This window comes from Amycolatopsis sp. NPDC114504 (assembly GCF_055633595.1).
The window spans coordinates 2,018,486-2,030,937 of the sequence record NZ_JBVKDU010000001.1; the positions used below are offsets into that span (position 1 = coordinate 2,018,486).

14 protein-coding genes are annotated in these 12,452 nt (G+C 71.0%); 8 read left to right on the forward strand and 6 right to left on the reverse strand.

Features of this window, described 5'->3' with window-relative positions; genetic code table 11:
* The first annotated feature begins 206 nt into the window (after positions 1 to 206).
* The 8 genes from ACZ7PG_RS09380 to ACZ7PG_RS09415 are packed head-to-tail and all read left to right on the forward strand — an operon-like array spanning position 207 to position 6,621.
* Positions 207 to 665 (forward strand): helix-turn-helix transcriptional regulator, encoded by a 459-nt coding sequence (locus tag ACZ7PG_RS09380; protein WP_470238586.1) that lies wholly within the window; start codon positions 207 to 209, stop codon positions 663 to 665.
* 10 nt (positions 666 to 675) lie between these two features.
* Positions 676 to 1,086, forward strand: coding sequence for a VOC family protein (locus ACZ7PG_RS09385; RefSeq protein WP_470238587.1), 411 nt, complete (start codon positions 676 to 678; stop codon positions 1,084 to 1,086).
* Between the two features lie 10 nt (positions 1,087 to 1,096).
* Positions 1,097 to 1,342 (forward strand): AraC family transcriptional regulator, encoded by a 246-nt coding sequence (locus ACZ7PG_RS09390; protein ID WP_470238588.1) that lies wholly within the window; start codon positions 1,097 to 1,099, stop codon positions 1,340 to 1,342.
* Positions 1,343 to 1,365: 23 nt separating this feature from the next.
* The gene (locus ACZ7PG_RS09395) at positions 1,366 to 3,741 is read left to right on the forward strand and encodes an ATP-binding cassette domain-containing protein (RefSeq protein WP_470238589.1); all 2,376 of its coding nucleotides are present in this window, start codon (positions 1,366 to 1,368) and stop codon (positions 3,739 to 3,741) included.
* A gap of 46 nt (positions 3,742 to 3,787) precedes the next feature.
* Entirely contained in the window at positions 3,788 to 4,864 is a 1,077-nt protein-coding gene (locus tag ACZ7PG_RS09400; RefSeq protein ID WP_470238590.1) for a fatty acid desaturase family protein, read from the forward strand.
* Positions 4,865 to 4,874: 10 nt separating this feature from the next.
* Positions 4,875 to 5,936 carry an MBL fold metallo-hydrolase gene (locus tag ACZ7PG_RS09405; RefSeq protein ID WP_470238591.1) on the forward strand — a complete coding sequence of 354 codons (1,062 nt, stop codon included), beginning with the start codon at positions 4,875 to 4,877 and terminating at the stop codon, positions 5,934 to 5,936.
* Complete coding sequence (locus ACZ7PG_RS09410) at positions 5,933 to 6,370, forward strand: hypothetical protein (RefSeq protein ID WP_470238592.1); 438 nt, start codon at positions 5,933 to 5,935, stop codon at positions 6,368 to 6,370. Before ACZ7PG_RS09405 ends, ACZ7PG_RS09410 begins: the two co-directional genes overlap by 4 nt.
* On the forward strand, positions 6,367 to 6,621 hold the full coding sequence (locus ACZ7PG_RS09415) for a Smr/MutS family protein (RefSeq protein ID WP_364276168.1): 255 nt from the start codon (positions 6,367 to 6,369) through the stop codon (positions 6,619 to 6,621). Before ACZ7PG_RS09410 ends, ACZ7PG_RS09415 begins: the two co-directional genes overlap by 4 nt.
* Here ACZ7PG_RS09415 and ACZ7PG_RS09420 read toward each other — a convergent pair whose 3' ends face one another.
* The 6 genes from ACZ7PG_RS09420 to hsaA all read right to left on the reverse strand — a co-directional run bounded on the left by ACZ7PG_RS09420 (position 6,622) and on the right by hsaA (position 12,441).
* The gene (locus ACZ7PG_RS09420) at positions 6,622 to 7,221 is read right to left on the reverse strand and encodes an Rv1733c family protein (RefSeq protein WP_470238593.1); all 600 of its coding nucleotides are present in this window, start codon (positions 7,219 to 7,221) and stop codon (positions 6,622 to 6,624) included. It abuts the gene before it with no gap.
* A gap of 220 nt (positions 7,222 to 7,441) precedes the next feature.
* On the reverse strand, positions 7,442 to 8,560 hold the full coding sequence (locus ACZ7PG_RS09425; protein WP_470238594.1) for an alpha/beta fold hydrolase: 1,119 nt from the start codon (positions 8,558 to 8,560) through the stop codon (positions 7,442 to 7,444).
* Positions 8,561 to 8,985: 425 nt separating this feature from the next.
* Complete coding sequence (gene hsaB / locus ACZ7PG_RS09430) at positions 8,986 to 9,525, reverse strand: 3-hydroxy-9,10-secoandrosta-1,3,5(10)-triene-9,17-dione monooxygenase reductase subunit (protein ID WP_470238595.1); 540 nt, start codon at positions 9,523 to 9,525, stop codon at positions 8,986 to 8,988.
* A complete protein-coding gene (hsaC, locus tag ACZ7PG_RS09435; protein ID WP_470238596.1) occupies positions 9,522 to 10,433 on the reverse strand; it encodes an iron-dependent extradiol dioxygenase HsaC in 912 nt (303 codons plus the stop codon). Before hsaC ends, hsaB begins: the two co-directional genes overlap by 4 nt.
* Positions 10,433 to 11,278 (reverse strand): 4,5:9,10-diseco-3-hydroxy-5,9,17-trioxoandrosta-1(10),2-diene-4-oate hydrolase, encoded by an 846-nt coding sequence (gene hsaD / locus ACZ7PG_RS09440; RefSeq protein ID WP_470238597.1) that lies wholly within the window; start codon positions 11,276 to 11,278, stop codon positions 10,433 to 10,435. Before hsaD ends, hsaC begins: the two co-directional genes overlap by 1 nt.
* Positions 11,278 to 12,441 carry a 3-hydroxy-9,10-secoandrosta-1,3,5(10)-triene-9,17-dione monooxygenase oxygenase subunit gene (gene hsaA, locus ACZ7PG_RS09445; RefSeq protein ID WP_470238598.1) on the reverse strand — a complete coding sequence of 388 codons (1,164 nt, stop codon included), beginning with the start codon at positions 12,439 to 12,441 and terminating at the stop codon, positions 11,278 to 11,280. Before hsaA ends, hsaD begins: the two co-directional genes overlap by 1 nt.
* Positions 12,442 to 12,452 lie beyond the last annotated feature (11 nt).

A 12,452-nucleotide genomic window follows, 5' to 3' on the forward strand; every position in this document is an offset into this window, starting at 1 on the left:
ACGCGTGATTGGAGGGTCGACAATCACGCGTGATGCCCCTCCAATCACGCGTGATGCCTCCTCAGTCACGCGAGATGCCCCCTCAATCACGCGTGATGCCCCTCGGCGCACGCCCGATGTCGTGCGGAAACGGTCGACACGCGTGATCGGAAGGACGACACGCGTGTTTGGGGGGACGACACGAAGCTCTCCGCCGGAGCTGTCCGATGTGGCACGATTCGAGCGTGACCAGCACCGCCACGGCCCAGTACCTGCGCGACCTCGCGCTGCTGCGCCGGGTCCGGGACCGGATCGACCGGGAGTACGCCCAGCCGCTCGACGTCGAAGCGCTCGCGCGCGGGGTCAACATGTCCGGCGGGCACCTCAGCCGGCAGTTCCGCAAGGCCTACGGAGAGTCACCGTACTCGTACCTGATGACGCGGCGGATCGAGCGTGCGATGGCGTTGCTGCGCAAGGGCGAACTGAGCGTCACCGAGGTCTGCTTCACCGTCGGCTTCTCGTCGCTGGGCACCTTCAGCACGCGGTTCGCCGAGCTGGTCGGCGTGCCGCCGAGCGTCTACCGCGAGGAGCAGGCCGAGGCGACCGCGGGCATGGTGCCGTGCGTGGCCAAACAGGTCACCAGACCGATCAGGAATCGAGAAGCGCGGCCCTCGGCGGCCACCTAGGGTGACCGTCATGGACGTCACCATTCACTCGAGCTTCCTCCCCCACACCGACCCGGAAGCGTCGCTCGCCTTCTACCGCGACCTGCTCGGCTTCGAGGTCCGGATGAACGTCAAGTACGGCGAGCTGAACTGGATCACCGTCGGCCCGCCGAACCAGCCCGACACGGCGATCGTGCTGAGCCCGGTGTCCGCGACACCCGGCCTCACCGACGACGAGCGCCGCATGATCGCCGAGATGATGGCCAAGGGCACCTACGCCTCCATCAACCTCGCCAGCACGGACCTCGACGCGCTCTTCGCGAAGCTCGAAGCGGGCAACGCCGAGGTCGTCCAGGAGCCGGTCGACCAGCCCTACGGCGTCCGCGACTGCTCCTTCCGCGACCCGGCCGGCAACCTCCTGCGCATCCAAGAACTGCGCTGAGGCGGCCCGCATGTGCCTCGGCCTGACCGTCGCCGCCCGCGAGCACTTCCGTGAGCTGACGCGGCTGCGGCGCGTCCGCGACCACATCGACCGCACCCACGCGCGTCCCCTCGACCTCGAGGCACTGGCCCGGCTGGCCGAGCTGCCGGTGCCCCGGTTCGTGCACCGCTTCCGGCTGGCGTACGGGATTTCCCCGCAGGACTACCACCGCCGCGCCCGCGTCCCCGCCGCAGACCTCGTCCCAGAACCACGCTGACCGCCCCGAACGCTGGAGACCCGATGACCAAGCCCACGAGGAAGTCCGCGCCGCACGTCGCCGACAGCCACGACCTGATCCGCGTCCACGGCGCGCGCGTGAACAACCTCAAGGACGTCAGCGTCGAGCTGCCGAAGCGGCGCCTGACGGTGTTCACCGGCGTCTCCGGCTCCGGCAAGTCGTCCCTGGTGTTCAGCACGATCGCCGCGGAGTCGCAGCGGCTGATCAACGAGACCTACAGCACCTTCGTGCAGGGGTTCATGCCGACGCTGGCCCGGCCGGACGTCGACGTCCTCGACGGGATCACGACGGCGATCATCGTCGACCAGGAGCGGATGGGCGCCAACCCGCACTCCACCGTCGGCACCGCGACCGACGCGAACGCGATGCTGCGCATCCTGTTCAGCCGGCTCGGGCAGCCGCACATCGGCTCGCCGCAGGCGTTCTCGTTCAACGTCGCTTCGATCAGCGGCGCGGGCGCGGTCACCATCGAGAAGGCCGGGCGGCAGATCAAAGAGCGGCGCAGCTTCAGCATCACCGGCGGCATGTGCCCGCGCTGCGAGGGCCGCGGCAAGGTCAACGACATCGACCTGACCGCGCTGTTCGACGAGGACAAGTCGCTCAACGAAGGCGCGATCACGATTCCGGGCTACAGCATGGAGGGCTGGTTCGGCCGCATCTTCCGCGGCTCCGGCTTCTTCGACCCGGACAAGCCGATCAAGAAGTTCACGAAGAAGCAGTTCAACGACCTGGTCTACAAGGAACCGACCAAGATCAAGGTCGAGGGCATCAACCTGACGTTCTCGGGGCTGGTCCCGGCGATCCAGAAGTCGATGCTGTCGAAGGACGTCGACTCGATGCAGCCGCACATCCGCGCGTTCGTCGAGCGAGCGGTCACGTTCACCACGTGCCCGGACTGCGAGGGAACGCGGCTGTCGGCGGAGGCCCGGTCGTCGAAGATCGACGGGATCAGCATCGCCGACGCGTGCGCGATGCAGATCAGCGACCTCGCCGGCTGGGTCGGGAAGCTGGCCGAGCCGTCGGTCGCGCCACTGCTGGACGCGCTACGGCGGACCCTCGACTCGTTCGTCGAGATCGGGCTCGGCTACCTCTCGCTCGACCGGCCGTCCGGCACGCTCTCGGGCGGGGAAGCCCAGCGCACCAAGATGATCCGCCACCTCGGGTCGTCGCTCACCGACGTCACCTACGTCTTCGACGAGCCGACGATCGGCCTGCACCCGCACGACATCCAGCGGATGAACGACCTGCTGCTGCAGCTGCGGGACAAGGGCAACACGGTGCTGGTCGTCGAGCACAAGCCGGAGGCGATCGCGATCGCCGACCACGTCGTCGACCTCGGGCCGCACGCCGGTTCGGCCGGCGGCGAGGTCGTGTTCGAGGGCACCGTGGCGGCTCTGCGCAAGAGCAGGACGCTCACCGGACGGCACCTGGACGACCGCGCGTCGCTGAAGTCGTCGGTGCGGTCGCCGTCGGGCTTCCTCGAGGTGCGCGGCGCGTCGACGCACAACCTGCAGGACGTCGACGTCGACATCCCGCTCGGCGTGCTGACCGTCGTGACCGGGGTGGCGGGCTCGGGCAAGAGCTCGCTGATCCACGGCTCGGTGTCCGGCGGCGAAGGTGTCGTGACCGTCGACCAGACGGGCATCCGCGGCTCGCGCCGGAGCAACCCGGCGACCTACACCGGCTTGCTGGAGCCGATCCGCAAGGCGTTCGCCAAGGCCAACGGCGTCAAGCCGGCGCTGTTCAGCGCGAACTCCGAAGGTGCGTGCCCGAACTGCAACGGCGCCGGCGTCGTCTACACGGACCTGGGGATCATGGCCGGCACCGCCACGCCGTGCGAGGTCTGCGAAGGCAAGCGGTTCATGGCGGAGGTGCTGGACTACAAGTTCGGCGGACGCGACATCAGCGAAGTGCTCACGATGTCCGTGGCCGAAGCGGAGGAGTTCTTCGCCGAAGGCGAGGCGACGCTCCCCGCGGCTCACAAGATCCTTACACACCTGTCCGACGTCGGCCTCGGCTACCTGACGCTCGGCCAGCCGCTCACGACGCTGTCCGGCGGCGAGCGGCAGCGGATCAAGCTGGCGACGCACATGGCGGAAAAGGGCGGGATCTACGTCCTCGACGAGCCGACGGCGGGCCTGCACCTGGCCGACGTCGAGCAGCTGCTTGGCCTCCTGGACCGACTTGTGGACTCGGGCAAATCGGTGATCGTCATCGAACATCATCAGGCGGTCATGGCCCACGCGGACCGGATCATCGACCTCGGCCCGGGCGCGGGCCACGACGGCGGCCGCGTCGTCTTCGAAGGCACCCCCGCTGACCTGGTGAAATCGCGCAAGACGCTCACCGGCGAGCACCTCGCGGAGTACGTCGGCTGATCAAGGAGCCCCTATACCAGATTCGGCGGTAGGGCAGGCCCCCGGAATGTGCCGGGGGCACTCCGGGTTCCGCGACGAACCCCTACCAGGAAGACTGCTGCCGGTGACCACAGAGAACCTCGTGCACACCGGCAGCGACTTCGCCCGGCTGAGCCAACGCATCTCCGCCGCCGGCCTGATGACGCGCCGCCCCGGCTACTACACCGCCCGGTTCGCCGTCGTGGGCGGGCTGTTCGCCGCCGGGTGGGTCGCCTTCGCGCTACTCGGGGACTCGTGGTGGCAGCTGGCCGTCGCCGCGTTCCAGGCCGTCATGTTCGCGCAGATCGCGCTGCTCTCGCACGACCTCGCGCACAAGCAGGTCTTCCGGCGGCGGCGGCCCACCGAGATCGCCGGGATGCTCGTCGGCAACCTCGGCATCGGGATGAGCTACGGCTGGTGGATGGACAAGCACACCCGCCACCACGCCAACCCGAACCACGAGGACCTCGACCCCGACGTCGACCCGGACATCTTCGTGTGGTCCGAGAACCAGGCCCGCAACGCGGGCGGGGTCGCGCGGTTCATCGGGCGGTACCAGGCGTTCCTGTTCTTCCCGATGCTGACGCTCGAAGGGCTCAACCTGCACGTTTCGGGGATCCGCGCGGTGGTCAAGCCGGGCCTGCGCCGCCGCTGGGTGGAAGCCTCGCTGCTGGCCACGCACGTCGTCGTCTACCTCGGCGCGCTGATCACCGTGCTCTCCCCCGGCAAGGCGGTCCTGTTCTTCGTGGTCCACCAGGCGCTCTGGGGCGTCTACATGGGATCGATCTTCGCGCCCAACCACAAGGGCATGCCGACGCTGACCGGGCAGCCCGCGCTCGACTTCCTCCGCAAGCAGGTGCTGACTTCGCGCAACGTCCGCGGCGGCCTCGTCACCGACGTCGCCCTCGGCGGCCTCAACTACCAGATCGAGCACCACCTGTTCCCGAGCATGCCGTCGCGGCACCTGCGGCTGGCCCAGCCGATCGTCGAGGGGTACTGCGCCGAGCTGGGCGTCCCCTACCTGCAGACGAGCCTCGTCGAGTCCTACCGGCAGGCCCTCACCCACCTGCATGAAGCTGGGGCACCTCTCAGGAACCGTTCGTAGACTCGGAGGCATGAGGAAGACGATCGCTGCTCTGCGCGACCTGCCGGCGGCGTTCGGTGCGAAGGCCACCGGCGCGCGGGCCGAGCGGGTCCGCACGTCGCCGCAGTTCGACGGCAAGGTGTTCCGCAACGCCGCGCCCCGGCTCCCGATGACCGTGGCGTCGATGCGGACCATCTTCCGCGAGATGTTCTTCGGCGAGCACCGCGAGCTGCGCAAGCCCGCCGGGGCGGTCCCGCTGGTCGCTTCGCCGCCGGTCGAGTCGGCCGAGGGCCTGCACGTGACGTGGTACGGCCACGCGTCGGCGCTGATCGAGCTGGACGGCGCCCGGGTGCTGCTGGACCCGGTCTGGAGCGACCGGGTGTCGCCCGCGGCGTTCGCGGGCCCGCGGCGGCTGCACGAGCCGCCGGTGGCGCTGTCGGACGTCGGCCGGGTCGACGCGGTGGTGATCTCGCACGACCACTACGACCACCTGGACCTGGCGACGGTCCGGTCGCTGGTGGCGTCGACGTCGGCGCCCTTCCTGGTGCCGCTCGGCGTGGGCGCGCACCTGGAACGCTGGCACGTCCCGGCGTCGCGGATCATCGAGCTGGACTGGCACGAAGAGGCCACGGTGGCGGGCGTCCGGTTCGTGGCGACGCCGGCGCAGCACTTCTCCGGCCGCGGGATCACGAACGACGACACGCTGTGGACGTCGTGGGCTCTGCTGGGGCCGTCGCACCGGGTGTTCTACAGCGGCGACACGGGGTACTTCGACGGTTTCGCTTCGATCGGCGAGCAGCACGGCCCGTTCGACGCGGCCCTGATCCAGATCGGCGCGTACGCCCCGCAGTGGTCCGACATCCACATGACGCCGGAGGAAGGCGTCGCGGCGGGCATCGACGTCCGGGCGAAGCTGCTCGTCCCGGTCCACTGGGCGACGTTCCAGCTGGCGATGCACCCGTGGGGCGAGCCCGCGGACCGGGTGTGGCGCGAGGCGAAGGCGGCGGACCTGGCGCTGGCGATCCCCCGCCCGGGCGAGCGCATCGACGTCGACGAGCCGCCGGCGGTCGACGGGTGGTGGCAGGCGCTGTGACCGGCGAGCACGAGCGGTACGCGCGCTACCTGCTCGAGTTCGCCAACGTCACGGAAGCCGACGAGCCGGAGCTGGTCCGCGCGGTGCTCACCGACCCGGACCGGGTGATGGCCGAGTCGGCGGTCGTGTGCCACCTCGACCTGCGAGCGGCGGCCCTCCTGACCGGCCCCGGCTTCCCCGCGTGGGCGGCCCGGATGGGCGAGCTGGTCGGCGACCGGCGGTTCCCGGCCCGGCGGCTGCGCGAGTGGACGTTGCTGCGCGCGGTCACCTCGGGCGAGGATTGGCGGGAAAGCGACCTGACGAGCGCGTCCGACTGGCTGCAGCGGCGGGCGTGCGCCGAACCCGCCGTCCCGGCGGCGCTGACGGTCCTGGCCGAGCAGGGCCGCACGCGGCGCGTCCGGGCGGCGGCGCTGCGAGCACGGGAGCGCGTGTGAAGCTGAAGCTGGACCTCCACGACATCTACAACCGCGGCGGGGAGATCGACCGGGCGTTGCGCGCGATCATCGACGAGGCCGTCGCCAAGAAGGCACCGCTGGTCGAGATCATCCCCGGCAAGGGGTCGGGTCAGCTGAAGAAGCACGTCCTGCGGTTCCTCGAGCGCAAGGACGTCAAGGCGCTCTACCACCGGATCGAGAAGGACAAGGACAACTTCGGCCGGGTGTTCGTGCACTTCCGCTGGAAGTGATCAGAACCGGCTGTCGTGGCGGGCTTCGGCCCAGGCGCGGTCCCACGCCGCCGAGTGGAGGCGGCTCACCGCGAACCGGCCGATGCCGTACAGGCCGGCCAGCGCGCCCGTGATCGCGACCCACAGCAGGATCGCGGCGAACACCCCGTCGGCCGCCGAGGTGGACGGCGAGAGCGGCTCGTTCGTCAGCTCGCCGCGCTGGTCCAGCCACACGGACACGTGCGTGCCCACCGGGCTGCCCGCGTCGGCGAGGACGTCGCCGGTGTGGCGGGCGCCGCGGGCGTCGAACCAGGCGGCCTGGACCGTCGTCTGGTCGGCCGGGGCTCCCGCGCCGTCGGTGCTGTAGGTCTGGCTCGGCGCCGCGGCCAGGGACACCGCCGTCGCCGGGTGGCGGGTCGTGCGTTCCTGTTCGGCGCGGGCAGTCTGCGACGCGTAGGTTTCGGAGCCGAACGCCGCCGCGAACGGCAGCGCCAGGAGCGCGCCCGCGAAGACCAGCACCAGCAGGGCGGCTTCGACGCGGTCGCCGAGTCTGGTCAGCGGGTTGCGGCCGGGGTGCAACCGGCGCCGGAACCGGGCGATCCGTCCGCTGGGCCCACGCATGCGCGACTCACTCCTCCCAGGAAAACGTCATCTCGATAACAGTGTGCGCTCAGGGGCTCGACTTTCTCTCGTGAATGGGATGCGGCCCACCTGTGAACCCGTGCACAACCACCCGGTCGCGCTAATGTGCCGACTGTTACCGATCCGACCACAGTCACGGCCGAATGACTTCGCGGCAACGGTCACGTGCCGCTCAGGGGCCGGCCTACCTTTGGCCGGATCAGTAACTCGTCGCGATCGCCGACCACAGCGCGTGAGCGATCTGCGGCCCGCAGACGTCGGTGTGGCCGCGCACGAACCGGTCGGCCCGCAGGTTGTGCGGGGCACCCGGCTGCCAGCGGTAGGTCCCGTCCACCGGCAGCAGCTCCGCCGTGACGGCTTCGGCGGTCCGTTGCGCGCCGTTGGCGCCGATGCCGCCGTAGGGGCTCGACGCGTCGCCGGCGATCCGGGACGCGATGGCGAAGGCGAGGCCGGCCGCGAGGTCGTTGGCGGTGTGCGTGACGAGGATCGGACCGGTGACGACGCGCTCGTCGAGCACGCCGCGGAACGCGCCGGGCCGGCCGTCGTCCCAGTCCGCGGCGAAACCGTGGTGCGAGAACGCCGCCTGCAGCAGGGTCAGCGTCGCCACCGACCCGGCCGGCCGCGCGTTCGCGGCCGCCGTCACGAGCCGGCCGCCGAAGCTGTGGCCGACGAGGTGGATCCTCGGCCCGTGGAAGCCGGCCAGCAATGGCGCGAGGCCGCGGACGCCGATCTCGCCGGCGCGGGCCTTCATTTCGTAGTAGGCGAGGAAGTCGAGGAGGTGCGCCGCCGCGTCGGTGAAGCCGGTCGCGCCGAGGCGGTCCATGACGGTGCCGCCGGGGAGGGTGAACAGCTGCGTCGAAGCGTCCTCGCGGTCGTCCGCGCCGCGGGCGGCCACCGAGAGCAGCGCGGCGGCGAAGGCGGTGCGCGCGGTCGCGCGGACGGTCAGCGCCGGCACGAGGTCGGCCGCGGCGTCGATGGTGAGCCGCTGGCCGGGAACGAGGTCCCGCAGCAGGTCGAGACGCTCGGCGAGGCCGGCATCCGGTTCCAGGCCGGCGAGCTTCCGCGACGGCCACAGCACGCAGGCGAACCCGATCCGCCGGTCGGGCCGGCCACCCATCACCGAGCGCATGGACCCGGCGAGAGCGGAGTAGAGCAGCCGCGCGACGAGGTGGTCGTCGTTCCAGCCGTGGCAGAGGACGACGAGATCGGTGACCGCCGGATCGGCCGCGAGCGCCCGCACGGCCGCACCCCGGTCCCCGACGAGCTCACCCACCCGGTCGAACTCGACCTCGGCGGCGGGGAACCCGCACAACTGCACGGTGGCCTCCTCGGGCGACGACTCCCGGGAAAGTCGCCCGCGGCGGGGTGGCCGTTACGCAAGGCGGGGTGGCCGTTACGCGAAGCGGGCGGTCCGTCGACGGCGACGGGACTGCGGCGCTGCGCACCCGCCCCGAAGCCGATCACCGCCGGGCAGCACACCTCACCCGGGCCCGGCAACCGCCCGCCGGCCGCGGCAGGACTGCAGCGCCGCACACCCGCCCCGAAGCCGATCACCAACGCGGCAGCACACCCGCCCCGGCCACGGCAGGACTGCACCCCCGCACACCGACCCGAAGCCGACCACCAACGCCCGCAGCACAACCCGCCCGGCCACTGCACTCCAGCCGCGGCAGGGCTACGGCGCCGCCTCAAGGCCGGTCGTCGGGGCGCGGCCAGCAGCAGCGCGTCCCGGCAGGCGCCGCGTCAGAGCCAGTCGTCCGGGCGGGGCCAGGGCATCAGCGCCGCCAAGGCGTCCCGGGCCGGCTCCGTGACCGCGTACCGGCCGCGGTGGAACAGCAACGGCCGGGCCTCCGACGGCTCCCCCAGCGCCGTCACCCGGCCGATCACCACGTAATGGTCGCCCGCCTCGTGCACCGCCTCCAGCTCGCAGTCGATCCACGTCAACGCGCCGTCGAGCAACGGCGCCCCCGACGGCGACGGTGTCCAGCCGACCCGGGCGAACTTGTCCTCGCCTCGGGCGCCGAACACCGCGCTGATCTCCTGCTGGTGCTCGGCCAGCACGTTGACCGCGAACCGGCCCGCCGCCGCCAGCACCGGCCACGTCCGCGACGTCCGGGCCGGGCAGAACAGCACCAGCGGCGGGTCGAGCGACAGCGCCGCGAACGACTGGCACGCGAACCCGGCCAGTGTGTCGCCGTCGCGGCCGGTCACCACCGTGACGCCCGTGCAGAAGTGCCCGAGCACACTGCGGAACGCGGTCTGGTCGACCGCCACCGAGGTCATGACCCCGGGGGCCGCGCCCCGACCGAGAAGTCGTGGCCCCACAGGGAGACCGCGGTGCTCTCGCGGGCGATCCAGTTCTCGTCGTCGACCTGACGGCCTTCGCAGCCGAACTCGACGTCGAAGCCGCCGGGGGTCTTCATGTAGAACGACAGCATCAGGTCGTTGACGTGCCGGCCGAGCGTGGCCGACATCGGGACCTTGCGCCGGATCGCGCGGTCGAGGCACAGCCCGACGTCGTCGGTGCTCTCCACCTCGACCATCAGGTGCACGATCCCGCTCGGCGTCGGCATCGGCAGGAACGCCAGGCTGTGGTGCCGCGGGTTGCAGCCGAAGAACCGCAGCCACGCGGGTGGCCCGTCGGCGGGCCGGCCGACCATCTGCGGCGGCAGGCGCATCGAGTCGCGCAGCCGGAAGCCCAGGACGTCACGGTAGAACCGCAGCGACGCCTCGTCGTCCTTTGTGGACAAAACCACGTGACCCAGGCCCTGCTCACCGGTGACGAACTTGTGGCCGTACGGGCTCACCACCCGCCGGTGCTGCAGCGCGACGCCGTGGAACACCTCCTGGGTGTTGCCGGACGGGTCGTCGAAGCTGATCAGCTCGTCGACGCGCCGGTCGGCCAGCTCCTCGGGCGTGCCCTCCTTGTACGGCACCGAGGCACTGTCCAAACGCGACCGCAGCTCGGCCAGCTCGCCCGCGTGCGCGACCTCCCAGCCGGTGACGGCCAGGCGGTCCGCCGAACCGGGCGACACGACCAGGCGGGCCGGGAAGTCGTCCATGCGCAGGTAAAGCGACTCCGGGTCGATGCCCTTGCCTTCGACCATGCCGAGCACCTTGAGCCCGTACTCGCGCCACGCGGCCATGTCGGTGGCTTCGATGCGGAGGTAGCCCAGTGACCGGATGCCCATCAGGAACTCCCGAGGAAGTCGAGGGCCAGCCGGTTGAATTCGTCGAACTTCTCCAGCTGGGCCCAGTGCCCGCAGCCGCCGAACACGTGCAGCTGCGCGCGCGGAATCGTCTTCAAGGCCACCAAAGCGCCGTCCAGGGGATTGACGCGGTCCTCGCGGCCCCAGATCAGGAGGACGCGCTGGCGCAGCCGGTGGGCTTCGCGCCAGAGCATACCTTCCTCGTACGTGTCGGGTCGCGCGAACGACATGCCCATCGCGCGCATCGCGGCGAGCGACTCGGGCGTGTTCGCCGCGGCGAACCGGTCGTCGACCAGCTCGTCGGTGATCAGCCCCTGGTCGTGGACCATGATGCGCAGGAACGCCTCCATGCGCTCGCGCGACGGCTTGGCCGCGAACCGCCCGAGGTTCTTGACGCCCTCGGTCGGGTCGGGCGCGAAGAGGTTGACGCTCAGCCCGCCCGGCCCCATCAGCACCAGCCGGCCGGCGCGCTTGCCGTGGTTCAGCGCGAGCCGGACCGCGGCGCCGCCACCGAGAGAGTTGCCGATGAAGTGCGCGGTTTCGATGCCGAGGGCGTCCATCAGACCCACGACGGCGTCCGCGCTGTGGCGAAAGTACTGCGGGTGCTCGGTCGGCTTGTCCGAACGGCCGAACCCGGGCTGGTCGACGGCGATCGTCCGGTAGTGCTTGGCGAACTCCGGCAGGTTGCGCCCGAAGTTGCTCCACGCCGACGCGCCGGGCCCGCCGCCGTGCAGCAGGATCACCGTCTCGGCGTGTTCGGCACCGGCCTCGTGGTAGTGCAGTTTCAGCGAGCCGGCCTGGACGTACTTGCCTTCGGGAGCGGCCATCAGTACATCGCGTTCTCGACGGGCAGCCCGAAGGCGCCGGTGCCGAACATGACGTACGCGCGCTCGGCGTCGTTGGCCGCGTGGACGCGGCCGGCGTGCGCGTCGCGCCAGAAGCGCTGGATCGGCGTGCCCCGCTGGATCGCGCGGCCGCCGGAGTTCTCGAAGAGCCGGTCGATCGCGCTGATCGCGCGTTCCGTGCCGCGCACCTGGTCACGCCGGACGCGCAGCCGCAGGTCCACGGGCAGCCGCTCTTCGCGCTTGGCCATTTCGTAAAGCTCGTCGATGTTGCGGGTCAGCTGCAGCCACGCGGCGTCGATCTCGCTGGCCGCCTCGGCGATCCGCACCTTGGCGAACGGGTCCTCTTTGGACTGTTCACCGGCGTACGCGGCCCGCACGCGCTTGCCCTGGTGCTCCACGTGCGCGTCGTAGGCGCCCTGCGCCATGCCGATGATCGGCGCGGTGATCGTGCTCGGGTGCACCGAACCGTAGGGCAGCCGGTACAGCGGCCCGGGGTTGACGGCCTGACCCGGCACCTTGCACTTCGACGTCGCGATGAAGCTCAACGCGCGGTGCCGCGGGATGAAGACGTCCTCGACGACGATGTCGTTCGACCCGGTGCCGCGCAGGCCGATCGTGTCCCAGACGTCCACGATGGAGTAGTCGGCGATCGGCAGCAGGTAGGTGCAGAAGTCGACCGGCTTGCCGTCCTTGAACGCGGGTCCGCCGAGCAGCACCCACGTGCAGTGGTCGCTGCCGGAGGAGAAGCTCCACCGGCCGGTCAGCCGGTAGCCGCCCTCGACGACCTCCGCCTTGCCCATCGGGGCGTAGGACGAGGAGATCCGCACGTCCTGGTCCTCGCCCCAGACCTCCTGCTGCGCCTGCGCGTCGAACAGCGCCACGTGCCACGGGTGGACGCCGAGGATGGAGGCGACCCAGCCGGTGGACCCGCACGCGCTCGCGATCAGCTTGACCGCGGTGTAGAAGCTCACCGGGTCGGTTTCGAGGCCGCCGTGCGACTTCGGCTGCAGCATCTTGAAGAACCCGGTCTCCTGCAGGGCCTTGACGGACTCCTCGGGGACGCACCGCGCGTCCTCGGTGTCCTGGGCCCGTTCCCGCAGGACCGGCAGGAGGTCCCGGACCCCGGCGATCACCTGCTCACTCATGCGCAGTCCTC